This is a genomic window from Bradyrhizobium diversitatis (assembly GCF_016031635.1).
Taxonomy (GTDB): domain Bacteria; phylum Pseudomonadota; class Alphaproteobacteria; order Rhizobiales; family Xanthobacteraceae; genus Bradyrhizobium; species Bradyrhizobium diversitatis.
On sequence record NZ_JACEGD010000008.1, the window covers coordinates 93564 to 119631 of the forward strand.

At 64.4% G+C, this 26068-nt stretch carries 24 protein-coding genes; 18 read left to right on the forward strand and 6 right to left on the reverse strand.

What is annotated here, in order from left to right; all coding sequences use genetic code 11:
* The first annotated feature begins 31 nt into the window (after positions 1-31).
* The 5 genes from H1B27_RS09550 (at position 32) to H1B27_RS09570 (ending at position 4236) form a co-directional block, all read left to right on the forward strand.
* Positions 32-916 (forward strand): amidohydrolase family protein, encoded by an 885-nt coding sequence (locus tag H1B27_RS09550; protein ID WP_061877665.1) that lies wholly within the window; start codon positions 32-34, stop codon positions 914-916.
* 49 nt (positions 917-965) lie between these two features.
* Entirely contained in the window at positions 966-1679 is a 714-nt protein-coding gene (locus H1B27_RS09555) for a PIG-L deacetylase family protein (protein WP_061877664.1), read from the forward strand.
* Positions 1676-2359, forward strand: coding sequence for a 4-carboxy-4-hydroxy-2-oxoadipate aldolase/oxaloacetate decarboxylase (locus tag H1B27_RS09560; protein WP_061877663.1), 684 nt, complete (start codon positions 1676-1678; stop codon positions 2357-2359). The genes H1B27_RS09555 and H1B27_RS09560 overlap by 4 nt, the downstream gene beginning before the upstream one ends.
* Before the next feature lie 84 nt (positions 2360-2443).
* Complete coding sequence (locus tag H1B27_RS09565) at positions 2444-3313, forward strand: substrate-binding domain-containing protein (protein ID WP_197965877.1); 870 nt, start codon at positions 2444-2446, stop codon at positions 3311-3313.
* A complete protein-coding gene (locus H1B27_RS09570) occupies positions 3313-4236 on the forward strand; it encodes a DUF1932 domain-containing protein (protein WP_197965878.1) in 924 nt (307 codons plus the stop codon). Before H1B27_RS09565 ends, H1B27_RS09570 begins: the two co-directional genes overlap by 1 nt.
* A 75-nt stretch (positions 4237-4311) precedes the next feature.
* Here H1B27_RS09570 and H1B27_RS09575 read toward each other — a convergent pair whose 3' ends face one another.
* Positions 4312-5553 carry an amidohydrolase family protein gene (locus tag H1B27_RS09575; protein WP_197965879.1) on the reverse strand — a complete coding sequence of 414 codons (1242 nt, stop codon included), beginning with the start codon at positions 5551-5553 and terminating at the stop codon, positions 4312-4314.
* A 148-nt stretch (positions 5554-5701) separates the two neighbouring features.
* On the opposite strand from H1B27_RS09575, the gene H1B27_RS09580 reads away from it, so the two are divergent.
* Positions 5702-6118, forward strand: coding sequence for a nuclear transport factor 2-like protein (locus H1B27_RS09580; protein ID WP_197965880.1), 417 nt, complete (start codon positions 5702-5704; stop codon positions 6116-6118).
* Here the strand turns inward: H1B27_RS09580 and H1B27_RS09585 are convergent.
* Positions 6115-6873: a GntR family transcriptional regulator gene (locus tag H1B27_RS09585; RefSeq protein WP_197965881.1), complete on the reverse strand. Its 759-nt coding sequence runs from the start codon at positions 6871-6873 to the stop codon at positions 6115-6117. The genes H1B27_RS09580 and H1B27_RS09585 overlap by 4 nt on opposite strands.
* 196 nt (positions 6874-7069) lie before the next feature.
* Here H1B27_RS09585 and H1B27_RS09590 point away from each other — a divergent pair, with 196 nt between their 5' ends.
* From H1B27_RS09590 to H1B27_RS09610, 5 genes are all read left to right on the forward strand, one after another.
* Positions 7070-7927: an ABC transporter ATP-binding protein gene (locus tag H1B27_RS09590; protein ID WP_246515320.1), complete on the forward strand. Its 858-nt coding sequence runs from the start codon at positions 7070-7072 to the stop codon at positions 7925-7927.
* Positions 7927-8703: an ABC transporter permease gene (locus tag H1B27_RS09595; protein ID WP_061877658.1), complete on the forward strand. Its 777-nt coding sequence runs from the start codon at positions 7927-7929 to the stop codon at positions 8701-8703. The genes H1B27_RS09590 and H1B27_RS09595 overlap by 1 nt, the downstream gene beginning before the upstream one ends.
* Positions 8704-8742: 39 nt before the next feature.
* On the forward strand, positions 8743-9768 hold the full coding sequence (locus H1B27_RS09600; protein ID WP_197965883.1) for an ABC transporter substrate-binding protein: 1026 nt from the start codon (positions 8743-8745) through the stop codon (positions 9766-9768).
* 16 nt (positions 9769-9784) lie between these two features.
* Entirely contained in the window at positions 9785-11218 is a 1434-nt protein-coding gene (locus H1B27_RS09605) for an amidohydrolase family protein (protein WP_197965884.1), read from the forward strand.
* A gap of 137 nt (positions 11219-11355) precedes the next feature.
* Complete coding sequence (locus tag H1B27_RS09610) at positions 11356-12264, forward strand: amino acid ABC transporter substrate-binding protein (protein ID WP_061877655.1); 909 nt, start codon at positions 11356-11358, stop codon at positions 12262-12264.
* 248 nt (positions 12265-12512) lie between these two features.
* Here the strand turns inward: H1B27_RS09610 and H1B27_RS09615 are convergent, their stop codons facing one another.
* Both H1B27_RS09615 and H1B27_RS09620 read right to left on the reverse strand, forming a co-directional pair.
* Entirely contained in the window at positions 12513-13724 is a 1212-nt protein-coding gene (locus H1B27_RS09615) for an acyl-CoA dehydrogenase family protein (RefSeq protein WP_197965885.1), read from the reverse strand.
* A 54-nt stretch (positions 13725-13778) separates the two neighbouring features.
* On the reverse strand, positions 13779-15404 hold the full coding sequence (locus H1B27_RS09620; protein WP_197965886.1) for a long-chain fatty acid--CoA ligase: 1626 nt from the start codon (positions 15402-15404) through the stop codon (positions 13779-13781).
* 179 nt (positions 15405-15583) lie between these two features.
* On the opposite strand from H1B27_RS09620, the gene H1B27_RS09625 reads away from it, so the two are divergent.
* The 6 genes from H1B27_RS09625 to H1B27_RS09650 all read left to right on the forward strand — a co-directional run bounded on the left by H1B27_RS09625 (position 15584) and on the right by H1B27_RS09650 (position 20575).
* Positions 15584-17437 (forward strand): flavin-containing monooxygenase, encoded by a 1854-nt coding sequence (locus tag H1B27_RS09625; RefSeq protein ID WP_197965887.1) that lies wholly within the window; start codon positions 15584-15586, stop codon positions 17435-17437.
* Between the two features lie 36 nt (positions 17438-17473).
* Positions 17474-18292, forward strand: coding sequence for a lytic murein transglycosylase (locus H1B27_RS09630; protein WP_061877652.1), 819 nt, complete (start codon positions 17474-17476; stop codon positions 18290-18292).
* Between the two features lie 201 nt (positions 18293-18493).
* Positions 18494-18715, forward strand: a complete 222-nt coding sequence (locus tag H1B27_RS09635) for a hypothetical protein (protein ID WP_007592399.1) — start codon at positions 18494-18496, stop codon at positions 18713-18715.
* A gap of 12 nt (positions 18716-18727) precedes the next feature.
* Positions 18728-19150 (forward strand): hypothetical protein, encoded by a 423-nt coding sequence (locus H1B27_RS09640; protein WP_061877651.1) that lies wholly within the window; start codon positions 18728-18730, stop codon positions 19148-19150.
* Positions 19151-19537: 387 nt separating this feature from the next.
* On the forward strand, positions 19538-19984 hold the full coding sequence (locus H1B27_RS09645) for a MaoC family dehydratase (RefSeq protein WP_061877650.1): 447 nt from the start codon (positions 19538-19540) through the stop codon (positions 19982-19984).
* Positions 19985-20077: 93 nt separating this feature from the next.
* Entirely contained in the window at positions 20078-20575 is a 498-nt protein-coding gene (locus H1B27_RS09650) for a hypothetical protein (protein ID WP_197965888.1), read from the forward strand.
* A 51-nt stretch (positions 20576-20626) separates the two neighbouring features.
* Here H1B27_RS09650 and H1B27_RS09655 read toward each other — a convergent pair whose 3' ends face one another.
* The gene (locus H1B27_RS09655; protein ID WP_197965889.1) at positions 20627-23815 is read right to left on the reverse strand and encodes an efflux RND transporter permease subunit; all 3189 of its coding nucleotides are present in this window, start codon (positions 23813-23815) and stop codon (positions 20627-20629) included.
* 164 nt (positions 23816-23979) lie between these two features.
* Entirely contained in the window at positions 23980-25224 is a 1245-nt protein-coding gene (locus H1B27_RS09660; protein WP_197965890.1) for an efflux RND transporter periplasmic adaptor subunit, read from the reverse strand.
* Between the two features lie 200 nt (positions 25225-25424).
* Between H1B27_RS09660 and H1B27_RS09665 the strand changes: the two genes are divergently transcribed.
* Positions 25425-26030 (forward strand): TetR/AcrR family transcriptional regulator, encoded by a 606-nt coding sequence (locus H1B27_RS09665; RefSeq protein ID WP_197965891.1) that lies wholly within the window; start codon positions 25425-25427, stop codon positions 26028-26030.
* Positions 26031-26068: the final 38 nt, after the last annotated feature.

Consider the following 26068-nt stretch of genomic DNA (forward strand, 5'->3'; position numbering starts at 1 on the left):
GCAAGCGGTCCCGCTTCGGCGGGCTCACCTGATGACGATGATGTACACGCCGACCATTCCGCCGCCCGATCCAAACACGCGCACGCCGAAGTTCAAGCTGCCGAAGCTGTCCTGCGACGCGCATTGCCACATCTTCGGGCCCGGTGCGAAATATCCTTACGCGCCGGATCGCTCCTACACGCCGCCTGACGCGCCGCTGGAGGATTTTCGCGCGCTGCACGCCAAGCTCGGCGTCGAGCGCGCCGTCATCGTCAATGCCAGCGTGCACGGCACCGACAACACGGTCGCGCTGGATGCCATCGCGCAGAGCGGCGGCGCCTACCGTGCCGTCGCCAATATCGACGATACCATCACCGAACGCGGGCTCCGCGTGCTGCATGACGGCGGCTTCCGCGGCTGCCGCTTCAATTTCGTTCGCCATCTCGGCGGCGTACCGGACAGACGTGTGTTCGACCGCATCGTCGCGATGGTCACGCCGCTCGGCTGGCACATCGATCTGCACTTCGATGCGATCGACCTGCCGGAATATGCCGACATGCTGACCAAGCTGCCGCTGAGCTACACCATCGACCATATGGGGCGGGTGAAGGCTGCCGACGGGCTCGATCAGCTGCCGTTCAGGATCCTGATCGAGCTGATGCAGCGCGATGAGAAGTGCTGGGTCAAGATCTGCGGCTCGGAGCGGGTGTCCTCGGCCGGTCCGCCGTTCACGGATGCGGTGCCGTTTGCGCGAAAGATCGTCGAGACCGCGCCGGATCGCGTCATCTGGGGCACGGACTGGCCGCATCCCAACGTCAAGGTGATGCCGAATGATGGCGATCTCGTCGATCTGATCCCGCTGTTCGCGCCGGAGCCGGAGTTTCAGGAGAAGATTCTGGTCGACAATCCCGCGCGCCTGTTTGGCTTCGACCAATGAAGGGGCTCCGATCAATATTGCCTACAAGCGAAAGAAGGGAGTTCGTCCCATGAAGACAGGTCTCGTGATCACCGCCCATCCCGGCGATTTCGTCTGGCGCGCCGGCGGCGCCATCGCGCTGCATGCGAAGAAGGGCTATCGCATGAAGATCGTCTGCCTGTCGTTCGGCGAGCGCGGCGAGAGCCAGTTCGCCTGGAAGGAGAAAGGCGCGACGCTGGAATCGGTCAAGGCCGGCCGCAAGGACGAGGCGGAGCGGGCCGCAAAGCTGTTGGGTGCCGAGATCGAGTTCTTCGACTGCGGTGATTATCCGCTCAAGCTCACCGAGGTACATTTCGACCGCATGGTCGACATCTACCGCGAGCTCAATCCGAGCTTCGTGCTGACGCACGCGCTGGAAGATCCCTATAATTTCGACCATCCGAATGCGGCGCATTTCGCGCAGGAGACGCGCGTGGTCGCGCAGGCGATGGGCCACAAGCCCGGCGCGCAGTACAAATATTCTGCGCCGCCGGTGTTCCTGTTCGAGCCGCACCAGCCGGAGCAGTGCAACTACAAGCCGGACCTCCTCCTCAAGATCGACGAGGTCTGGAAGGAGAAGTACGAGGCGTTCCAGATCCTCGCCGCGCAGAAGCATCTCTGGGGCTACTACGAGCGCGTCGCGCTCAACCGCGGCATCCAGGGCAGCCGCAACACCGGCGTGCCCATGACCTATGGCGAGGCCTATCAGCGCCTGTTTCCGACCGTCGCCGAGGAATTGGCATGAAGCCGGTCGTCGTTTGCAACATCAAGCGCGCCGATCCCGCCGGGATGGCAGAATACGGTGTCTCAACCGTGCACGAGGCCTATGGCCGCATCGGCCTGATGAAGCCTTACTTGCGTCCGGTCTGGGCGGGTGCGTCGATCGCCGGACCGGCGGTGACGGTGCTGGCGCAGCCCGGCGACAACTGGATGATCCATGTCGCGGTCGAGCAATGCAGGAAGGGCGACGTCCTCGTCGTCGGCTGCACCACCGACAATACCGACGGCATGTTCGGCGAGCTGCTTGCGACATCGCTGCAGGCGCGCGGCGTCCAGGGATTGATCATCGACGCCGGATGCCGCGACGTCAAAGCGCTGCACGAGATGCGCTTTCCGGTGTGGTCACGCGCGGTCTCCGCCAAGGGCACGGTGAAGGCCACGCTCGGCTCGGTCAATGTCCCCGTGGTTTGCGCCGGCGTCAATGTCGACCCCGGCGACATCGTCGTGGCCGATGACGACGGCGTGGTGGTGGTGCCGAAGCGCTATGCGGCCGAGGTGGCCGAAAGGGCGAAGAAGCGCAACGCGGACGAGGGCGGCAAGCGCAAGCGGCTTGCCTCCGGCGAGCTCGGTCTCGACATGTACGGGATGCGCGAGGCGCTGACGAAGGCCGGACTGGTGTACGTCGACAATCCCGAGGACGTCTGAGCGGCAATATTGTTTGAGCATGATCTTTCCGGAAAACCGCTGCGCACTTTTTCGGATCATGCTCTAGAGAAGCGGAGCGGGCGGATGGATCGTCTCAAGCTGAAAGCCGTTCTCGGCAGCCACCCTCATGTCCAGGCGGTGAAGAGCGGCGCGCTTCGTTCCGACCTGTTCGATCTCGACTTCATCGAGTACACACCGACCAACACGGCGTTCAAGCCGATGGTGCGCGAGCAGGCCTTCGACGTCTGCGAGATGGCGATCGTCACCTACCTGATGGCGAAGGCGCACGGCAAGCCGCTGGTATTGCTGCCGGCGACCATGCTCGGACGCTTCCAGCATGCCTACGCGCTCTATAATCCTGAAAGGGGGACGCTCGGGCCGACCGATCTCGAAGGCAAGCGTGTCGGCATCCGCTCCTTCACGACCACGACGGGCGCCTGGATCAGGGGCATCCTCGCCAACGACTATGGCGTCGATCTCGACAGGATCCGCTGGGTGACCTTCGAGGATCCGCACGTGTCCGAATATGTCGACACCACCGAGCGCGCGCCGAAGGACAAGAAGATTCTCCAGATGCTGATCGACAGCGAGCTCGATGCCGTGCTCGGCGAGACCTCCGATAATCCCAAGCTGAAGCCGCTATTCCCTGATCCCGCCGCCGAGGCCGCCAAATGGTACGCCCGTCGTGGTGTCGTGCCGGTCAACCATCTCGTGGTCGTGACTGAGAAGCTCGCGAAATCGCGTCTTGACGTGGTCGCGGGCGTTTATGATCTGCTCAAGCGGAACAAGGAACAAATAGGGCCTGCGGCAGCACCCGATCTCGTTCCGTTCGGGATCGAGGCCAACAGGAAGCCGCTGGAGCTGATCATCGACTACGCATTCCAACAGGCGCTGATTCCGCGCCGCTATGCGGTCGAGGATCTCTTGGACGAGACGACACGAGGATTGAACTGATGGCAGGTGATCCCAGGCGCTGGCAGATCGGACTGGTCGGGTATGGCGAGGTCGGGCGGATCCTGGCCGAGGACTTGCGCCAGCAGGATATCAAGGTGTCAGCCTACGATATCAAGCTCGGTGGCTTGCAGGCCGCGCCGCTGAAGGGGCATGCGGCGAAGTTCGGCGTGGTGCTCGCAGCGTCGCACGCCGAGCTGACCGCGAAATCCGATTTCATCATCTCTGCGGTCACCGCCAGCCAGGCCGTTCCGGTCGCAAAGGCCTGTGCCGCGGCGATCAATCAGGGCACCTGGTTCCTCGATTTCAACTCGGCTTCTCCGGGCGCCAAGCAGCGCGCCGCTGCACTGATCGACGGCGCCGCCGGGCGCTATGTCGAGGGCGCGGTGATGACCTCGGTGCCGCCCTATCGCATCAAGGTGCCGCTGCTGCTCGGCGGGCCCGGTGCGAGGGAGCTGGAGCCGCTGCTGAACGCGATCGGATTTGCCGCGAAGGTTGCGAGCGACAGGCTCGGAGTGTCCTCCGCGGTCAAGATGTGCCGCAGCATCATGATCAAGGGCTTGGAAGCTATGGTCATCGAAAGTTTTACGACCGCGCGCGCCTATGGTGTCGAGGATGCGGTGCTGGCCTCGCTCGCGGAAACTTTTCCCGGCATCGATTGGGAGAAGCAGGGCGCCTATGTCTTCCAGCGCGTGATCGAGCACGGCCGTCGCCGCGCCGAGGAGGTGTGTGAGGTCGCTGAAACCGTACGCGAGGCGGGTTTGACGCCATGGTCCGCGCAAGGCACTGCCGAACGGCAGGCCTGGGTGGCTGATCTCGCCGATGAGGGGCTGTTCGGTCCCAGGAGCACGGAAGACTTCGCCCGCAGCGCGGATTGGCGGACCGAGGCTGACCGGATCCTCGCGAAGATCAACCGCACCAAGTAATCAGCTCAAGACCGCGCCGCCGGTCTGAAAACTCTCCGCGTGCAGCATCGCGGAATGTCCGGGATATGACCGCTCTCAGCTCTTGGGAGTGAACAGGGTAGGCCGCTGCCGCGCAAATGTCTGCCGGCCACCCTTGAAGCCCATCAGGACATCGGGCAACTCGGCGATAGCGAAGCGGCTGTCTTGCGTATCGAGCACGATGAGGTCGGCGGGATTACCGACCTCGATGCCGTAGTCGGCGAGGTTCATCAGCCGGGCCGGCAGCTCGGTCACGAGGTCCAGGCAGGTGTCGAAATCGCTCACCGAGGCGTGCGCGACATTGGCGTAGAAATTCGCCATCCGCAGCAGCGAGGCATCGCCGAACGGCGTGAAGGGGTTGAGCACGTTGTTGGTGGCGACCGAGCAGAGCACGCCATCGTCGGCAAGCTTGTGGGCGAGGGTCAGCCCACGCGGTGCGTTGTGCGTGGCCTCGCGCCCCATCAGATAGAGATCGGTCGCGGGCAGGACGGTGACGGCAACGCCGGATTTCGCCAGTTGCGCGGTGGCGGCCTTCATCCGGTCCGGCGACAACGCCGACAGCTTTGTCGCATGGCCGATCGCGACGCGTCCGCCGTAGTTGCGCTGCTCGGTCTGGCGGCAGACCTCGTCGAGGTGCCACCAGGAGGGGTCGAGGTCGAAATCGAGATGAAGGTCGACATCGACGTCGAATTCCTGGGCTAGATCGAAGATGCGCGCGAGATGGGCGTTCGGGTCGGTGTCCATGTAGGGACAGCCGCCGATGGCCTCGCCGCCTTCGCGCAGCGCCTGGATCAGCAACTCCTCGGCTCCGGGATCGTTGGTGAGGCCTTCCTGCGGGAAGACGCAGAGCTCGAGGTCGACCGCCCAGGCGTAATCGCGCTTCAGCGCCTTGACCGCCTCGAAGCCGCGGAGGCCGATGCGGGGGTCGATCTCGACATGCGTGCGCATCCGCGTCGTGCCGTTGACGATGGCGCGTTCAAGCACCTTTGCGCCACGTGCGTAGACGTCCTCGATCGTGAAATCCTTCTTCATCGCGGCGACGGCGCGGATCGCCTCCGAGACGTTGCCGTGATCGTGGCCGCAGCGGCCAAGCAGGCAGGCCTTGTCGAGATGGATGTGGGTGTCGACGAAGCCGGGCAGGGCGAGGCGGCCACCGAGATCGACCTCGGCGGCCTCGCAGGCCAGCTTGGGCGCGATCACGGCGATACGACCGTCCTTCACGCCGATATCGACGGGTGCGGCGGAAGAGCGCAACAGCGCGTTGCGGAAGATCAGGTCCAAGGCGGCTTGGGTGGTCATGGCGTTGGATTCAGCTATGGCAGCCTAGCGGAAGCCGTGGGAGCGGGCAGCTCCAGATTGTGTGCAGTGCTCGGGTCAGATTGTCCAAAAAATGTGCATGCACTTTGAAGCCCGGATTGTAAGATGGCGACATCCGGAGAACCCCGCGATGTCTACTCCCGCAAAAGCCGAAAGCCCGATGACTGACGCCGAGATTGTCGAAGCCTATCTCAACGCTTCGATGATACCGGATCCCGATGCCGCTGCGGCCTATATGAAGCCGGGCACGGTGATCACGTTCACCGGCGGTCGCGCGTTCGACCATCCGCGCGGGCCGACCGGCTTCAACGCCAGGCGCTATCGCTGGGTGAAGAAGAAGATGGACCGGTTCGACGTCTGCCCGGGCGCGGACGAGACCGTCGTCTACAGCGTCGGCACGCTCTACGGCGAATGGATGGACGGCACGCCGTTCGAGGGCAACCGCTATGTCGATCGCTTCGTCGTGAGGGGCGGGCAGATCGTGAAGATGGACGTGTGGAACGACAGCGCCGAGCGCATTCTCGTTCAGCGCGGGATCGAGGCTTAGCCCCTCCGCGCGATTTTCGACAGCTTGACGACGCGATCGCTCGTCACCTCGTCGGCATAGGGCGCGAGGATATCGAGGAGGTCGCGGCCGCGCTGCGGAGTGGGAGCAACCAGCGCACGATTGGCCACGGAATCCAGGTGATGGTGCATCAGCTCCATCACCTTGGCCGCGTCGCCCTTGGCGAGCGCGGCGATGATGGCGCGGTGCTCGTTGATGGCACATTCGCTGGAATGCGGCCGGCTGTAGAGCGACAGCGTCAGGCAGCAGCGATAGGCGACCTCGCTGATATAGCGCACCAGGATCGGGCTGTTCGTCATGTGGGCGAGCAGGATGTGGAATTCGGTGGCGAGGCGAATCGAGACGGCGTCCGTGCCGCCGCGCGCGCGGTCCTCGGCATCGACATGGGCGTTCAGCTCGGCGATCTGCGCCTTCGTCAGCTTGCCCGCAAGCTGGCGCACGACGAGCCGTTCGAGCTCGATGCGGATGTCGAAGGCATCGCGCGCCTCCTGCCAGCTCGGCGTCGCCACCACCGCGATCCGGTTGCGGCGCAGCTCGACCAGGCCCTCCGCGGCGAGCTGGCCCAGCGCATGGCGGGCAATGGTGCGGCTGACGCCGAAGCGTTCACCGAGCGCATCCTCCGGCAGCTTGGCGCCAGGCTCCAGCGCCTGTTCGATGATCGCGCGCCTGAGCGCGCGGCAGATCACGCTGACCTTGTCCGACGATTCAGAAGTCTTGCTGCTCGCGCGCGCCGCCATCGGCGAATCCTTGGGATGGGTCGAAGCCTCTCTGTAGCACAGTCTCGCTGCGATCCGGCGCTCCAAATGCATGCAGTTTGATGTCCAGATTGCCTAAATCGACTCCGGCCGTTCGCCGAGGGCATCTGGCAAATCATTGATTTTGCGGGGACGGCAGGCTGGCACCTAGCTTGCATGCACTTTGGCTGTGATGCGCATGCAACCCAACGCCCAGTTTGACGGCCAGCCCGTTTCCGAAGGCGCCGCCGCCACGGCCATCGAACTGTCCGAGGCCTCCGTGACCTTCGGGCGCGGCGACCGCGCCGTGCCCGCCCTGTCGACGACCACCTTGAAGATCGCCGACGGGGAGTTTGTCGCACTGGTCGGCCCGTCAGGATGCGGCAAATCGACCATTCTGCGTCTGGTCAGCGGCCTGGTGCAGCCGACCAGCGGCGTCGTCATCGTCGGCGGCCGCGAAGTCGCGGCGCGCGCGATGCGGGTCGGCATGGCCTTCCAGAATCCGACCATGCTGCCGTGGATGACGATCGAGCGGAACATCATGTTGCCGCTGAAGATCGTCGAGCCCTTCCGCTCGAATTTCCGGAAGCTGCGCAAGACCGAATTCCGTGACAAGGCCAACGCGCTGCTGGAGCAGGTCGGCCTCAAGGGCTTTGGCAGCCGTTACCCCTGGCAGCTCTCCGGCGGCATGCTCCAGCGCGCCAATCTGTGCCGCGCCCTGATCCACGAACCGCGCATGCTGCTGCTGGATGAGCCGTTCGGCGCGCTCGACCAGTTCACCCGCGAAGAGCTGTGGACGATCCTCCAGACCCTCTGGATGACGCACAAGCCGACTGTGCTGCTGGTCACCCACGATCTGCGCGAGGCCGGCTTTCTCGCCAGCCGCATCTGCGTGATGAGCGCGCGCCCCGGCCGCATCCTCGACGACAGCCGCGTCGAGTTTGCGCGCCCGCGCACCGTCGCCATGACCTTTGAGCCGGAATTCGTTGCGCTGAACCAGAAGCTGCGGACCTTCATCGAGGATGCGCGCAGCGCCGCTGAGCAGGGGACAGGCTGATGTTCGGGATCGATATCAGGCAGAAGGCGTGGTCGGCGGGGCTGATCTTGTTGTTCTTCGTCGCCTGGGAGCTGTTCTGCCTGATGACCGGCATGTCGGATCTGGTGCTGCCGCGACCCTCGCAGGTGTTCTTGACGTTGTACCAGCGCTTCCCGGTGCTGTGGCCGCACATCGTGCAGACGCTCGCGACCACCATGTTCGGCTTCGTGCTTGGCGTCGCGCTCGGGGTCGCCCTCGGCGCCATCATCGGCGTGTCGAAGACGGCCTACGATACCTGCTATCCGCTGCTCATCGGCTTCTCCTCCATCCCCAAGGTCGCGGTGGTGCCGATCTTCGTGCTGTGGTTCGGCTCCGGCACGGTGCCGGCGGTGCTGACCGCGCTGTCGATCTGCTTCTTTCCAATCGTCGTGAATATCGCCACGGGCCTTGCGACCACCGAGCCCGAGCTCGAGGACGTGCTGAAGGCGCTCGGCGCGAGCAAGCTCGACATCCTCTGGAACGTCGGCCTGCCCAGGACCATGCCCTTCTTCTTCGCTTCGCTGAAGGTCGCGATCTCATACGCTTTCGTCGGCGCGGTGCTGTCGGAGACCGTCGCCTCCAACCGCGGCATCGGCAACGTCATGATGACCGCGTCCTCCAATTTCAACGTGCCGCTGGTCTTTGCCGGCCTGTTCGTGCTCGCCGCGCTCGGCGTCGCACTCTACGTCGTGTTCTCGCTGATCGAAGGGCGGGTCACCGGCTGGGCCACGCGCAAGAACGACGTGATCGCAACCTGATTTTCCAACTGTCACGCAACGAAGCTTGAGGAGGTCTCGATGTTGAGGAACGTAACCGCCGCGCTGCTGGGATTGGCGCTGTCCGCCGGTGCCGCCACGGCGCAGGAAACCACGATCAAGTTCACGCTGGGCTGGAAAACCCAGGGCAGCGATGCCGCGTTCTTCTACGCCAAGGACAACGGTTTCTTCAAAGAGGAGGGGCTCAACGTCGTCATCGACCAGGGCGAGGGCTCCGGTGCCACCGTCACGCGCGTGATGTCCGGCGCCTATGACGCGGGCTTCGGCGACGTCAATGCCATCATCCAGAATGCCTCGAGCAAGCCGCAGGAGGCGCCCGTCATGGTCTACATGATGTGGAACCAGCCGCCGTTCGCGATCGTCGCCAAGAAGAGCAGCGGCATCAACACCATCAAGGATTTCGAAGGCCACACGCTCGGCGGCGCGCAGGGCACGCCGACGACGCGCCTTCTGCCGGTGTTCACGCGCAAGAACGGGCTCGACGGCGAGAAGATCAAGATCTCCAACATGGCGCCGAACCTGCAGGAGCCGATGCTGATCAAGGGCGACATCGATGCGGCCCTCGTCTTCAACATCACGAGCTATTTCAATTTGGTGCTGAATCGCCAGGATCCGGACAAGGACTTCAAATGGTTCTCGTTCGGCGAGTACGGCCTCGATCTCTATTCGAACGGCGTGATGGTCTCCCGCAAGCTGATCGCCTCGAACCCGAAGGCCGTCGCGGGCCTGGTGCGCGCCATCAACAAGGGCGCGATCGCGGTCGCCAAGGACCAGAACGCCGGCATGAAGGCTGCGACGAACTACGACAACCTCATCAACGCCGACGTCGAGAAGCGCCGGCTGCAATATTCCTTCGAGAAGCTGATCGTCTCGCCGGAGATGAAGGAGATCGGCATCGGCGACATCAAGGACGACCGCATGACCCGCGCCATCGGCATCGTGGTCGAGGGCTATCAGCTCGCCCGGACGCCGACGCCGGCGGAGGTGTTCTCGCGCGAGTTCCTGCCGCCCCGCGCGGAGCGGGAGCTGGTGTATACGGCCAACTGATCCCGGAGCGACGGCCATGGCGGCGGAGATTTCGGCAACGAGCCTGTTCCGTGGCCCTGACCTCGGTGTCAGCGACAACGTCGTGCTGCGGCACGATGACGGCGTCATCACCGAAATCGCGGAAGGAGCGGGGCAGGGGCCACGTTCCTTCGTCATCCCGGCCTTCGTCAACGCCCATGACCACGCCCGTGCCACCGCGTCGTCCTTCGGCGCGGTCGGCATGCCCCTGGAAAGCTGGATCCTGCGCACCGCACTGGGCACGCCCGTTGATCCCTATCTGACCGCGGCCTCTGCGTTGGCGCGTTCCGCCAGGGCCGGCTGCGCGGCGATGATGGTGCACTACACACGCCCGAGCGGGACGATGCCCCTGGTCGACGAGGCGAAAGCCATTGCGAAGGCTGCGTCCGACGTCGGCATCCGCATCGCGTTTGCGATGGCCGTGCGCGACCAGAATCCGATCGTCTACGGTGATGCCGAGCCGGCGCTCTCGGGTCTCTCCAGCGATGCTCGCAAGACCGTCGAGGAGCTGTTCGTCCGCGCGCCGATGTCGCCAAAGGCGTATATTGAACTCACGGAGGCCATTGCCTCGGCCATCGCCGGTCCGATGGTGGACGTGCAGCTCGGGCCTGCCGGCGTGCAATGGTGCTCGAAGCCGCTGCTGGAAGCGGTGGCGGAGAATTCGGCGCGAACCGGCCGCCGGATCCACATGCATCTGCTGGAGACCGTGTACCAGCGCGCCTGGGCCGATCAGAATTTTCCGGACATGGTGCGCTGGCTTCGCGACGTTGGCTTCCTCTCCGAGCGGCTGACGCTGGCGCACTGCATCCATGCCCGCCCGGATGAGCTGGAGATGATCGCGGCCTCCGGTACGCGCATCGTCACCAATTTCAGCTCGAACATGCATCTACGCTCGGGACTCGCTCCGATTGCCGCCGCGCGCGAATGCGGCTGCGCCATCGCAGTCGGCGTCGACGGGCTGGCGCTGGACGAGGACGATGACATCCTGCGCGAGATGCGGCTGGTGCAGATGGTCCATGGCGGCCTCGGCTTCAGGCAGACGTGGACACCGGCCGAGCTGTTCTCGCTCGCCATCCGCAACGGGCGCCGCGCCACCGGCGCGCCCGGGAGCGGTGAGCTCGGTACCGGAAACCCCGCCGACTACGTCGTGATCGATCTCGACCGGCTCGACCGCGACCGGATCATGCCGGTAGACCCCATGGCGCTGCTGTTCGCAAGGGGTAATGCGTCTCTGGTGAAGGAGGTTGTCGTCGCCGGCAAGACCATCGTCAGGGACGGGGGCTGCACCGGAGTCGATCTGCCGGCCATCGAGCGGGAGTTGCGGGACATATACCGCGCCAATGTCGGCAAGCTCGCGAACTTTCAGCGGATGTGGCCGCCCCTGGCGGAGCGGTTGAGCGGCTGGTTCGAACAGCAGCTGACGTGCCAGTGAAGCGGCTCCCGTTCGCCCAGTATTGAAAAGTGCGATAGCTGGTAGTCGCTGCCCCGTCTGGCGGGCGCTGCATGCGTCGGTTATCACCTCCGCGATTCCGTCGCGACAAGGTCGACGACCCCATTGAGGAGCAGCCTATGCGTCTACCCGTTCTTTTCCTGGCCCTGAGTAGTCTCGCCGGCGCAGCGTCAGCCGAAGACCTCTCGGGCACGCTCCAGAAGATCAAGGACACCAGGAAGATCACGCTGGGCTACCAGGAGGCCTCGGTCCCGTTCAGTTATCTGGACGGCAACCAGAAGCCGGTCGGCTTTGCCATGGACATCTGCCTCAGGATCGTCGAGGCCGTGAAGAAGCAGCTCGGCATGCCCGACATCGCCGTCGACACGCTCGCCGTGACCTCGTCGAACCGGATTCCCTTGATGGTCAACGGCACGCTCGATCTGCATTGCTCGGCGACCACCAACAATGCCGACCGTCAGAAGCAGGTCGCCTTCACCAACACGCATTTCCTCAGCGCGACGCGGTTTGCGGCCAGGAAGGCCGCCAAGATCAACACCATCGACGATCTCAAGGGCAAGGCGGTCACGGCGGTGGCGGGATCAGTCAACCTGACGCAGCTTGCCAGGGTCAACACCGAGCGCAATCTCGGCATCAATGTGATGCCGGCAAAGGACCAGGCCGAGGCCTTCCTGTTGCTGGAGACCGACCGCGCCCAGGCCTACGCGCTCGACGACGTGCAGCTCGCCGTCGCCATCGCGCGGTCGAAGGAGCCGCAAGCCTACATGATCAGCGATGAGGCGTTCTCGAAACCGGAGCCGTACGGCATCATGCTGCGGCGGGAGGATGCGCCATTCAAGGCGCTCGCCGACCGCGCAACAGCGGAGCTCTATGCAAGCCCGGAGATCGAGGTGCTCTACAAGAAGTGGCTGCAATCGCCAACCCCGCCGAACGGCCTCAACTACAACGTCCCGCTGTCGCCGGCCTTGCGCAACGCCTTCAAGAAGCCAAGCTCGAGCGCCGATCCTGATGTGTATGTGGTGAACTGAGGCGAAGCGGTCTGGGCGCTGATTGCAGCCGTGCGCGATACTAGGCCACGACGATCAGGCTGCGCATTGTTGCGCCCTCTCCCCTTGTGGGAGAGGGCATCTCTACTCGTGGACACGCGCTCACTTGGGTGAGGGGTCTCTCTCCGCATTTGCCGTGCGGATGGATACCCCTCATCCGGCGCTTCGCGCCACCTTCTCCCACAAGGGGAGAAGGGAAGATGTCATTGTGCTCTTGATGAGTCGGTCCTCTAAACGTTCGAATACTTCTTCAGCTCGAACCGTGCGATCTGGTTCCGGTGAACCTCGTCCGGCCCGTCGGCAAGACGCAGCAGCCGCGCGGTCGCATAGGCCTGGGTCAAGCCGAAATCGTTCGAGGTCCCGCCGCCGCCATGGGCCTGAATGGCCCAGTCGATGATCTGGCAGGCCATGTTGGGCACGGCGACCTTGATCATGGCGATCTCGGCCTTCGCCACCTTGTTGCCGACCGTGTCCATCGCGTGGGCCGCATTCAGCGTCAGCAGCCGGGCCTGCTCGATCATGATGCGGGATTCCGCGATGCGCTCCTGCGTCACCGTCTGCTCCGAGACCGGCTTGCCGAAGGCGACCCGGCTGCGCACGCGGCGGCACATCTTCTCCAGCGTGCGCTCGGCCAGGCCGATCAGGCGCATGCAGTGATGAATGCGGCCGGGCCCGAGGCGGCCCTGTGCGATCTCGAAACCGCGGCCCTCGCCGAGCAGCATGTTCTCCTTCGGGACCCGCACATTGGTGAACACCACTTCGGAGGCGCGGTCGGGCACGCCGTAGAAGCCGAACACGGGCAGGGGACGCTTCACCTCGATTCCGGGCGTGTCCATCGGCACCAAAATCATCGATTGCTGCTTGTGGCGGTCAGGATTGTCGGGATCGGTCTTGCCCATGAAGATGCAGATCTTGCAGCGCGGGTCGGTCGCATTCGTCGTGTACCATTTGCGGCCGTTGATGACGTAGTGGTCGCCATCGCGCACGATCGAGCTCTCGATGTTGGTCGCATCGGATGATGCGACCGCCGGCTCGGTCATGGCGAAGCAGGAGCGGATCTTGCCGGCGAGCAGGGGCTTCAGCCAGCGCTCCTTGTCCTTCTCGGTGCCGTAGCGCTCCAGCACCTCCATGTTGCCGGTGTCGGGCGCCGAGCAGTTGAACACCTCGGGCGCGAGGTGCGAGCGCCCCATCACCTCGCAGAGCGGGGCATATTCGAGATTGGAAAGACCCGCGCCGTGGCCGGACTCCGGCAGGAACAGATTCCAGAGCCCCTCGGCGCGCGCCAGCGGCTTCAATTCCTCGACGACGGGATAGACCTTCCACGGCCCGAGCTCCTCGGCCTCGCGATAGAAGCGCTCCTCGTTCGGATAGATGTGCCGGTCCATGAAGCTTTCGAGCTTGCGCTTGAGCTCGACGACTTTGGGTGACATCGGGTAGAGCATCGTTCGTCTCCAGGATCGAGGGCGGCGCGGACTTTCGCGCGATGATGCGTCGCGTCACGCGACGCGGTACTCCCTGAACTTCTCGCGCAGCGCCGACTTCAGCACCTTGCCGGTGCCGGTCATCGGGAATTCGTCCAGGAATTCCACCGCGTCCGGCATCCACCAGCTCGCGATCTTTGGGCGCATGTGGTCGAGCAGCGTCTTGCCGTCGACGGTCGCGCCCTTCTTGCGGACGACGAGGAGCAGGGGACGCTCCTGCCATTTCTCGTGCGCGATCGCGACCACGGCGGCTTGCAGCACGTCGGGGTGAGACAAGGCGATGTCCTCGAGCTGAATCGAGGAGATCCACTCGCCGCCGGACTTGATCACGTCCTTGGAGCGGTCGGTCAACGTCACGTGACCCTGCGGGTCGATTACCGCCATGTCGCCGGTGATTAGCCAGCCGTCGCGATCGAGGCCTTCCTCCAGCTTCATGTAGCCCGAGGCGACCCAGGGGCCCCGGGCGCGCAGATGACCGACGGTCTTGCCGTCGCGCGGCAACTCGTTGCCGGCATCGTCGACGATGCGCAAGGCGGTGCCGAAACAGGCGCGTCCCGAGACTTGGCGTCGGTCGAATTTCTCCGTCTCGCTGAGGTGCTCCGAGCCGGGACGCAAGCCCGGCATCGAGCAGCCCAGGGCCTCGGTCATGCCCCAGGCCTGGATATAGTCGATGCCATAATCGCGCTTCAGCTTCTCGACCATCGCGCGCGGCGGCGCCGAACCGGACGACAACGTTGCGCGCAACGTGGAGAACTTGTTGCCGGTGCGGCCGAGCCAGTCGAGCAGGATCAGCCAGAAGCTCGGTACGCCCGCCGACAGCGTGACCTTCTCGCCTTCAAGCAATTCATAGAGCTTGTCGGGCTCGTAGTTGCGGCCGGGCAGCACCAGCTTCGAGCCGGTATAGGGCGCCGTGAACGGCATGTTCCAGGCATTGCCGTGGAAGAGGGGCGCCATCGGCATCATCACCTCGCGCACGCCCTCGACATGGCCCGGCAGGAAGTCGAAATTGCAGCAGGTCATGGTCTGCAGGATCGCGGCGCGGTGCGAATAGATCACGCCCTTGGGATTGCCCGTCGTGCCCGAGGTGTAGCAGATGGTCGAGGCGGACTTCTCGTCGAACTCCGGCCAGGCGAAGCCGGCCTCGTTCTCGCGTCCCAGAAGCTCTTCGTAACAATGGACGTTCGCAAGCTTCGTCTCGGGCATGCGCTCGCGCGAGGACATCACGACATAGGCCTCGATCGTCTTGAGCTGCGGTGCGATCGCCTCGACGAGCGGCAGCGTGGCGCGGTCGATGAACAGCAGACGGTCTTCGGCATGATTGATGATGTAGACGAGCTGTTCGGGAAACAGCCGCGGGTTGACGGTGTGCAGCACGTAGCCCATGCCCGGCGTCGCGTAGAACATCTCGAAATGGCGATGGGTGTTCCAGGCCAGCGTGCCGACGCGGTCGCCGGGATTCATGCCGAGCCGCTTGAGCGCCAGCGCCATGCGCTTGATGCGGGGATGGGCGTCCGCATAGCTGTAGCGATGGATGTCGCCTTCGATCTCGCGCGCGACGATCTCCGCCTCGCCGTGATAGTCGGCTGCGTATTGGATCAGGCCGCTGATCAGAAGCGGCATGTCCATCATCAATCCCTGCATGGTCTCCTCCAGGTCGCCGCGTCGTTGCATGGCGCAGGCTTGTGATTTTGCGCGCGAGGTTAGCGGAACGCCACGCGGCGTTCACGCGAAAAACGGCGAGCATGATTGCGTGCGGCACTTTTTCAGGGCTAACGTGATGTGAGCTGCCGGCGAAGCAGCGTTCGCGGTGGAGGAGATGAATGTCAGCGGAAAGACACAAGACCGGCACAACCGGCGCATCTACGGTCGATGTTTCCGCGCTCCGTGCCCGCTACCGCGACGAGCGCGACCGTCGACTGCGCGCCGAGGGCAAGGCGCAGTATGTCGAGGTCACGGGCGAATTCGGTCGCTATCTCGACGACCCCTGGGCCGATCCCGGATTTGCGCGCGCCGCCGTCAGCGAAGCGACTGAAGTGCTCATCGTCGGTGGCGGCTTCGGCGGTCTGTTGTGTGGCGCGCGGTTGCGCGATGCCGGCATCGAGGATTTTCGTATCGTGGAAAAGGCCGCCGACTTCGGCGGCACCTGGTACTGGAATCGTTATCCCGGTGCCGCCTGCGACACCGAGAGCTACATCTATCTGCCGCTTCTGGAAGAGACCGGCTACATGCCGGTGCGCAAATACGCACGCGCTCCCGAGATCTACGAGCATTCGCGCCGCATCGGCCGTCATTTCGGGCTCTATGAGCGCGCGCTGTTTCAGACCGTCATCTCGCGGATGGCTTGGCAAGAGCAGGAAGCGCGCTGGCTGGTCGAGACCGATCGGGGCGATCGCATCCGCGCGCGCTTCGTCATTCTGGCAGGCGGTCCGCTGAGCCGCCCGAAGCTGCCGGGCATTCCCGGCATCGAGACGTTCAAGGGCCACAGCTTTCATACCAGCCGCTGGGATTACGGCTACACCGGCGGCGATGCGGACGGTGGCCTGGCCGGTCTCGCCGGCAAGCGCGTCGGCATCATCGGCACGGGCGCCACCGCCGTGCAATGTGTGCCGCATCTCGGCCGTTCCGCGAAGGAGCTCTATGTGTTCCAGCGCACGCCGTCTGCGATCGGCGTTCGCGACGACCGTCCGACGGATCAGGCCTGGGCGCAGAGCCTCAAGCCAGGCTGGCAGCGCGAACGGATGGACAATTTTACGGCCGTGATTTCAGGCGATCCCTTCGAACGGGATCTGGTGCGGGACGGCTGGACTGGCCTGCTCGGCGAGATCCTGCTGGCGCCGCGTCGTCAGCCCCAGCCGGTGACCTCGATGGACGAGGCGCTGAAGGTGATCGAGCAGGCCGATTACCGCAAGATGGAGGAGATCCGCGCCCGCGTCGACGCGGTGGTCGAGGACGAGACGACCGCGGCTGCGCTCAAGCCCTGGTACAAGGCATTCTGCAAGCGGCCGTGCTTCCACGACGAATATCTCGATACCTTCAATCGCCCCAACGTGCATCTCGTCGACACCAAAGGGCAGGGCGTCGAGCGCATCACGGAGAATGCCGTCGTCGTCGCCGGCAAGGCTTATGAGCTCGACTGCCTGATCTATGCCAGCGGCTTCGAGGTCGGCACCGACTACGCGCGCCGCATGGGCTTCGAGGTGTATGGCCGCGACGGCACGAGCCTGTCCGAGCGGTGGCGCGACGGCGTCAAGACGCTGCACGGCTTCTACAGCCGCGGCTTCCCGAACTGCTTCCTGATCGTCACGGTGCAGGCCGGACAGAGCGCCAATTTTCCGCACATTATCGATGAGCAATCGCAGCACATCGCCTATGTCATCAAGGAGGCCCGAGACCGTAAGGCGCGCACCTTGGAGCCGACGCTTGCCGCCGAGAACGCCTGGGTCGACGAGGTCGTCAGGGCCGCACTCGGCCGGCAGACCTATCTCGCCGAATGCACGCCGGGCTACTACAACAACGAAGGCGTGTTCGATCCGATCGCGGCAAGAAACAGCCAATATTGGCGCGGGCCGATGGCATTCCTGCGGCTGCTCGACAAATGGCGCGAGGAGGGCGATCTGGAAGGCCTCGAATTGTCCTATGATCCGGCCATGGAGTCGGCGCGTTCCACCGGTTAAGATGGCGCGGCCGAACGGTACAGGACGGAGATTGGTATGATCAGGGGCAGGGTTGTTGCGGGAGCGGTTTTTGGCGCAATGACGCTGCTCGGTTGCCTGGCCTCCCCGGCTGAGGCTGCGCAATGCGGCAGCTCGCCGGCGGGTTTCGAGGCCTGGAAACGCGAATTCAGCGCGGAGGCGCAGGGCAAGGGCGTCGGCCCCACCGCACTCTCGGCCCTGATGCAGACGAACTATGCCAGCGCCACCATCGCGGCCGACCGCGGCCAGCGCAGCTTCTCGCTGACGCTCGATCAGTTCCTCGCCAAGCGCGGCGCCACTACCATCGTTGCCAAGGGACGGCAGCTCAAGCAGTCGCATGCCGCCTTGTTCGCCTCGATCGAGCAGCGCTATGGCGTCCCGCCCGGACCCCTGATCGCGATCTGGGGCATGGAGACCGGCTTCGGCAGCCAGCGCGGCAATCAGAACATGCTGTCGTCGATTGCGACCCTTGCCTATGACTGCCGGCGGCCCGAATTCTTCACCGACCAGCTCTATGCTGCCTTGAAGCTGATCGACCGCGGTACGCTGTCGGGATCAACCCGCGGCTCGATGCATGGCGAGGTCGGTCAGACCCAGTTCATGCCGAAGAGCATTCTGGCCTACGGCACCGGCAACCTCGAAGTTGCCGCCAATGCGCTGAGTTCGACCGCGAATTTCCTCAAGGCCCATGGCTGGCGCGCGGGAGCCGGGTACCAGCCCGGCGAGCCGAATTTTGCCGCGATCGAGGCTTGGAATGCTGCAGGCGTCTATCAGAAGGCAATCGCGCTGATGGGCCGGCAGATCGACGAGGGCGGAGGCGCCGCCGCTTCGCGCTGAAGCATGATCCGGAGGAGTGTGCAGCGGTTTTTCGAAAAGATCATGCTTAAACAAGAGCCTAGAACGCGATGACAATCTCGTCTCGTCTTGGGCTGCTCAGCAAGGAGTGATGCGCCGGCGCGAGAAAGTTGTTGCCAACTGGAACTGACGGCACGACGTTTGCTTTGATCGAGTTCAGGGCTGGGCATGAGGAGACTCAACATGGCTACCCAGATCGTGATGGACCAAACTGGCGATACGCGCCACGAGTTTGATCCTGGCAATGCCGAGGCGCTGGCGCGAGCCGAACGGCGCTTTCGGGAGCTGACCGGAGCCGGCTTCACCGCCGCTCTTCGAACCGGGCCCGGCGAAGTTACCCGGATCCGATCGTTCGACCCGACCGCGCAGGAAACGCTGTTCTATCCCCGCCTGGTCGGTGGTTGATCTGAGCTGCCCATGATCGCGGCAGTTTGGCTCCGCGCGCCGGCGCGTGCGCGTCTGCATGCGCTGCGTGAACTCTACCGCCGCTTCTTCGGCGAGAACACGCCGGACGCGCGCGGCCGCCGGCTGCTGGCCGAATGGCTGTCGCCGGCGCAGCGCGTTCAGTTCGAGCAGCACCGGTATTTCGACGTCGTCGGCTGCGATACCGGCAGAACCTATCGCATCCACTACGGCACGGCCGCCAATGTGCACGAGATCGACGGCGACGGGCGCGCCACGATGGGTTGGTGCTTCGTTCCGTCAGGCTTCCTGGTGCCAGGCGACGTGATGCTGGCGCAGAAGATCGCGCTCGAGACGGACGAGAGGGGAGCGCTGGCGCTCGCCAACCGGTTTCCGCCGGCCACGCATTCCGAGCATTTCTACCGCCGGCCCTTCTAGCGCCGGGAAGGCCGAGGCGTCAGTAATGCGTGGAGCGGTAGGCGTCCAGCGCATGCGCCGCGAAGACGCCGACGCTGCAAAGGGCGAGCAGGGCTGAGATCAACTCGATCATAGTTCGTCCTCCCGTAGCGGCTGGGCGACGAGGTTCTGGCAGCAGGAGTATTCGTAGATCAGGTCGAGGATGAATTGCATGGTGGCCGTCCCTGTACTTATTTTGACAACCACTTAACCGGCGATCTGTTTCAGGCGTGTTTCGTCGCATCGGGAAAGGGGTTTCGCGCGGAACCCGGCGCTGGTTTACGCGGTGCGAGCCCGCTATATCCCGTCATTGCCCAAGCCCTCTAGGCAGCCTCTCCGAGGCGGCGCATCATACTGCGAGGCAAAATCATGGCGCAGGTCGAGTGGTTCGACGATCTCACCGTCGGAATGCGGTTCAAGTCCCCCGAAGTTGTGGTCACCGAGGCCGACATCAAGCGCTTTGCCGCCGAGTTCGATCCGCAGCCGATGCATCTCGATCACGAGGCCGCCAAGACGACCCTGTTCAAGGGGCTTGCCGCCTCAGGATGGCACACCGCCGCGATCGCCATGAACCTCGCAATCCAGACCCGCCCGTTCGGCCCGCATCCGCTCATTGGCGCCGGTGTCGACGGCCTGCGCTGGACGATGCCGGTGCGCCCCGACGACCGGCTGCATCTGGTCGGCGAAGTCATGAGCCTGACGCCGTCCAAGTCGAAGCCGCAGGGCATAGCGCTGGTGAAATGGACCATGTTCAACCAGAACGGCGAGGAGGTTTACACCTTTACTCCGATCGCGATCGTGCCGCGGCAGGGGTAGGGCACAGCCGCGTTCTGTGCGGGCGACTGAAATCCTTGCGAGCCGCCGACAGAGGTGATCATCTCAGCACGGGGCAGCGTGCTGGAGGCCGATATGAGTCGATTCAGTCGCGGCGCTGCATTGCTTGCAGGCATCTTGAGCGCCGGCCCCTCCCTTGCGCAACAATCCAAAGTCGGCGACTGGACCATCGAGAGGCGCGCGCAGGACACGCATTGCAATGCGAGCCGCGGCTACAAGGACAAGGATGACGAGAACCGCGACTACGTCATCGTGATCACCTATTCCGAGCAGGCGATCGTGATCGTGATGATCTACGATGGCTGGGAATGGGATAGGTCCGGCGAGGTCCTCCGGGCCGACCTCGGCACCGATGACGCCGACATCATGAAGAAGGCCAAGTGGGAGGTCATGGACAAGACCACCGTGCGCGGCATTTTCGCCTACGACCAATCGATCATGGATCGGCTCGCGAAGGCCAAGCGCCTTACGCTGGATTTCGAGGACGACGATGACGACAGCATCGAGATGCAGATCCCGCGTGCCGGCGAGGCGCTGGCGGCGCTGAAATTCTGCGAAGAGAATCGGAAATAATCGATCCGATCTTGTTGGTCCCGCCGGGGGCGTGCCGCGGCGGGACGCGGTTCACTCGGCAGGTCCGTGGACCGGCGCCGCACTGATGTCGCTGCCATGATGAATCAGCGGCTTCATGCCGGTGACGGTTCTGAGCAGCACATAGAACACCGGCGTCAGGAACAGGCCGAACACGGTGACGCCGATCATGCCCGAGAATACGGCAACGCCCATGGCTCGCCGCATTTCCGAACCGGCGCCGGTCGAGAGCACCAGCGGCAGGACGCCCATGATGAACGCCATCGACGTCATCAGGATCGGACGCAGCCTTAAGCGGCTCGCCTCGATCGCGGCCCGGATCGGCGTGCGGCCTGCGAATTCGAGCTCCCGCGCGAATTCGACGATCAGGATCGCGTTCTTGGCGGAGAGGCCGACCAGCACGATGAGGCCGATCTGGGTGAAGACGTTGTTGTCGCCCTTGGAGATCCAGACGCCGAACATCGCTGCCAGGAGGCCCATCGGCACGATCATGATGATCGAGAGCGGCAGGGTCAGGCTCTCATAGAGCGCGGCCAGCACCAGGAACACCAACAGGATCGCCAGCGGGAAGACCCAGATGCCGGAATTGCCGGCGATGAACTCCTGATAGGTCAGGTCGGTCCATTCGAAGGCAAAGCCCGGCGGCAGCACCTCTGCGGCGATCCGCGTCGCCGCCTCCTGCGCCTGGCCCGATGAAAAGCCGGGCGCGGCCGCCGCGTTGATGTCCGAGGACAGGAAGCCGTTGTAGCGGATCGCGCGCTCCGGACCCGCGCTCTGGCGGATCGTGAGCAGCGCGGACAACGGCACCATGTCGCCCGAGGACGAGCGCACCTTCAACTGCCTGATGTCGTCGGCGCGGGCGCGGAACGGCGCGTCGGCTTGAACCCGAACGGAATAGGTGCGGCCGAACTTGTTGAAGTCGTTGACGTAATAGGAGCCCAGGTAGATCTGGAGCGTGTTGAACACCTCCGTCACGGGCACGCCAAGCTGAAGCGCCTTGGTGCGGTCGATGTCGGCGAACAGCTGGGGCACGTTGACCTGGAAGCTCGAGAACACGCCGGCGATCTCCGGTGCCTTCTGCATTGCAGCCATGAATGCGTTCGTCGCTTCGTTCAAGGCGTCATAGCCGAGACCGGCGCGGTCCTCGATCTGCAGCTTGAAGCCGCCGATGGTGCCGAGGCCGTTGACCGGCGGCGGCGGGAACATGGCGATGAAGGCTTCCTGGATGCCCGCGTACTTCTTGTTCAGCTCGGCCGCGATGGCGGGACCGCTGAGCGAGGGATCCTTGCGTTCGTCGAATGGCTTCAGCGTCGAGAACACGATGCCGGCGTTGGACGAGTTGGTGAAGCCGGAGATCGACAGGCCCGGGAATGCCACCGAGCTCTCGACGCCGGGCTGGGTCAGCGCGATGTCGCTCATCTTGCGGATGACTTCTTCCGTCCGGTCGAGCGTCGCGCCATCGGGCAGGCGGGCGAAGCCGACCAGGTACTGCTTGTCCTGCCCCGGCACGAAGCCGCTCGGCACCTGCTGGAACAAGAGGGCAGTGATGCCGACGAGGACCACGTAGAGGCCCATCACGGCGGCCTTGCCCGAGATCACCTTGCCAACGCTGCCGCTGTAGTTCTCGGAGGAGCGCGTGAAGGCCTTGTTGAAGCCGCGGAAGAACCAGCCGAGGCTCTTTTCCATGACCAGCGTCAGCTTGTCCTTCGGCTCGTTGTGGCCCTTGAGCAGCAGCGCCGACAGCGCCGGCGACAGCGTCAGCGAGTTGACGGCCGAGATCACGGTCGAGATCGCGATCGTCAGCGCGAACTGCTTGTAGAACTGCCCGGTGAGGCCGGAGATGAAGGCCAGCGGCACGAACACTGCGATCAGCACCATGGCGATCGCGATGATCGGACCCGACACCTCGCGCATCGCCTGGTACGTGGCATCGCGCGGCGACAGGCCGGCCTCGATGTTGCGCTCGACATTCTCGACCACGACGATGGCGTCGTCGACGACGATGCCGATCGCGAGCACCAGGCCGAACAGGCTGAGCGCGTTGATGGAGAAGCCGAACACGTGCATCACCGCGAACGTGCCGACGATCGACACCGGCACGGCCAGGAGCGGGATGATCGAGGCGCGCCAGGTCTGGAGGAACAGGATCACCACCAGAACGACAAGGGCGATGGCCTCCAGCAGCGTGTGGATGACGGCTTCAATCGAGGAACGCACGAACTGGGTGGGGTCGTAGACGATCTGGTAGGACACGCCCTCGGGCATGTTCTTCTTGATCTCGGCCATGGTGGCGCGAACGTTGTCGGAAATCTGCAGCGCGTTGGAGCCGGGCGCCTGGAAGATCGGGATCGCCACCGCCTGCTTGTTGTCGAGCAGCGAGCGCAGGCCGTATTCGGAGGCGCCAAGCTCGACGCGCGCGACGTCGCGCAAGCGTACGACCTCGCCGCGTGCGCCGGTTTTGACCACGATGTCGCCGAACTGCTCCTCATTCGCGAGCCGGCCTTCCGCATTGATCGACAATTGCAGGTCGATCCCCTTGACGTTCGGGGAGGAGCCGACCACGCCGGCGGCGGCCTCGACGTTCTGCGCCTGGATCGCGCGCACGATGTCGCTCGCGGTCAGGCCGTGCTCGGCGGCCTTCTGCGGATCGACCCAGACCCGCATCGAATAGTCGCCGGCACCATAAAGTTGCACGTCGCCGACGCCGTCGATCCGCGCGAGGCGGTCCTTGACGTTGAGCACGGCGTAGTTGCGCAAGTAAGTCATGTCGTACCGGCCGTTCGGCGACAGCAGGTGCACGACCATGGTGAGGTCGGGCGACGACTTCTTGGTGATGATGCCGAGCTGGCGCACCACGGACGGCAGGCGCGGCTCGGCCTGCTGCACGCGGTTCTGCACCAGCTGCGTCGCCTTGTCGGGATCGGTGCCGAGCCGGAACGTCACCGTCAGCGTCATCGCGCCGTCGGTGGTCGCCTGGCTCGACATGTAGAGCATGTTCTCGACGCCGTTGATCTGCTCCTCGATCGGGGTTGCCACCGTCTCCGCGATCACCTTGGGATTGGCGCCGGGATAGGTCGCGCGCACCACGACCGAGGGCGGCACCACGTCCGGGTATTCCGAGATCGGCATCGCGAACAGCGAGATCAGGCCGGCGAGGAAGATCAGCACCGACAGCACGCCGGCGAAGATCGGACGGTCGATGAAAAACTTCGAGAGATTCATTGGTTTTGCCCCTGGGCATATCTTCCCGAACTCCGACCGTTTCACCGTCATTCCGGGGCGCGCGCATCGCGCGCGAACCCGGAATCCAGAAGTGAGAAGATCGGAGTATCTAAATCTCGAGATCCCGGGTTCGCGCTACGCGCGCCCCGGGATGACGAAGAGTGTTAGCGTTGCACCACGTCCTTGTTGCTGTGGTTGGAGGCCGCTTGCCGCCCGCGCGCACCCATTGCGGCGATCTCCGTCTTGAGCAGGGCACCGGGACGCACACGCTGTAGTCCGTTCACGACGATGCGCTCGCCGGACTTCAGACCCGAGGTGACGATACGAAGCCCATCGACGGTGCCGCCGAGCGTGACTGGCCGGTAGACGGCGCGGTTGTCGTCGCCGACCGCCATCACGAACTTCTTGTCCTGGTCGGTGCCGATCGCGCGCTCGTCGATCATCACCAGTGCCTGCTGTTTCGGCTGGCCCATGCGCACGCGGGCGAACTGGCCGGGGATGAGGCGCCCGTCCTCGTTGCGGAATACCGCGCGGACACGGATGGTGCCGCTCTGGCCGTTGACCTGGTTATCGATGAGCTGGATGTGGCCCTTCGCGGACAGGCCGCCCGACGTGGTCATCTCGACCGGGATCTGGTCGAGCTCGCCGCGCCTGCCGGAGGCATCCGCGATCGAGTTCAGCGCGCGCAGCACGAGCTCTTCATCCGCATCGAACGAGGCGTAGATCGGATTGATCGAGACCAGCGAGGTCAAGACCGGGGACGCGGTGCCGGCGGCGACGAGATTGCCGACGGTGACCTCGATCTTGCCGACGCGGCCGTCCACGGGAGCGCGCACCTCGGTGTAGTCGAGATTGAGCTTTGCGGTCTGGAGCGTCGCCTCGGCCGCCTTCACATTGGCGATGGCTTCGCGGTTGGCGTTGTCGCGCTGGTCATAGTCGCGGCGCGTCACCACGGCGTTGCCGACGAGCTGCGCACCGCGCTCGAGCTCGCTCTGGGTGAAGACGACGCGCGCTTTCGCAGCTTCGAGCTGGGCCGCGGCCTTGTCGACCTCGGCCGCATAAGGGGCGGGATCTATCTTGAACAGCACGTCGCCGGCCTTCACCAGCGCCCCTTCGGTGAAGTTCGCCGACAGGATCGCACCCGCAACGCGCGGACGGAGTTCGACGCGGTGGATGGCCTCCAGCCGGCCGGAGAAGTCGTCCCACAGCACGGTCTGCCGTGGCTCGATCATCGCGACGGTGACGGAAACGGCTTGTTCGGCCGCGGCGGCCGGTGCCGTCGCTTGCGCCGCGTGAAAATAGCGGCCGGTCGCAATCGAGCCGGCCGCGGCGAGGGCGCCCACGATGGCGATGCCGCCCAGAAGGCGGCGGAAACGGCCGGTGCGGGAAGTGTTTTGGGAGGGGGGCATTTGCGCGCTCCAGATATGTAGTGTTCACTACAGATGTGGAGCTGGATACCGCGGTGCAAGATACTTATGTACCATTCACTAAGAAAATTGTAGCGGCATACCGCAAGAATTGGAAGGCCCTGGGAAAGTAGAATTAGAACAAATAGTTAGGAATCGACGTTAAGCCTTCTGCAGAACGCGAATTCCGAGGAGACAGGCACATGGGCATGGGACGCCCCCGCGAATTCGACGCCGAAATGGCGTTGGACCAGGCGATGGAAGTGTTTTGGCGCCATGGCTATGAGGGCGCGACCATTGCCCAGCTCACCGAGGCCATGGGCATCAACCCGCCCAGTCTCTACGCCTGCTTCGGCAACAAGGAGGGCCTGCTGAAGGCCGCGCTCGACCGCTACACCAAGCTGCGCAACATCTGGATGGAGGAGGTGGTGGCAGCCCCCACCGCCCGCGCCGTCGCCAAGCGGATGTTGATGGGCATCGCCGACAAGCAGACCGATCCTGCCAATCCGCCCGGCTGCCTGCTGGTGCAAGGCGGCATCGCCTGCGGCACCGGCTCCGAGAACGTCCCTTTCGAATTGGCCGCGCGCCGCGCCCAGAACGAGGACCAGCTCCGCGACCGTTTCATTCGCGCCAAGGCCGAAGGCGATCTCAAGCCAACCTCCGATCCCGCCGCGCTTGCGCGTTATGTCTCCGCGGTGTCGGTCGGCATGGGCGTGATGGCGTCCTCGGGCGCGGACCGCGAAGCGCTGCGGCAGGTCGCTGATGTCGCCGTCCAGGCGGTGGAAGCGCAATCGGCCGACAAGACGTAGCTATCTCGCAGATCTGCCCATCGGTCGGGGTGGCAAGC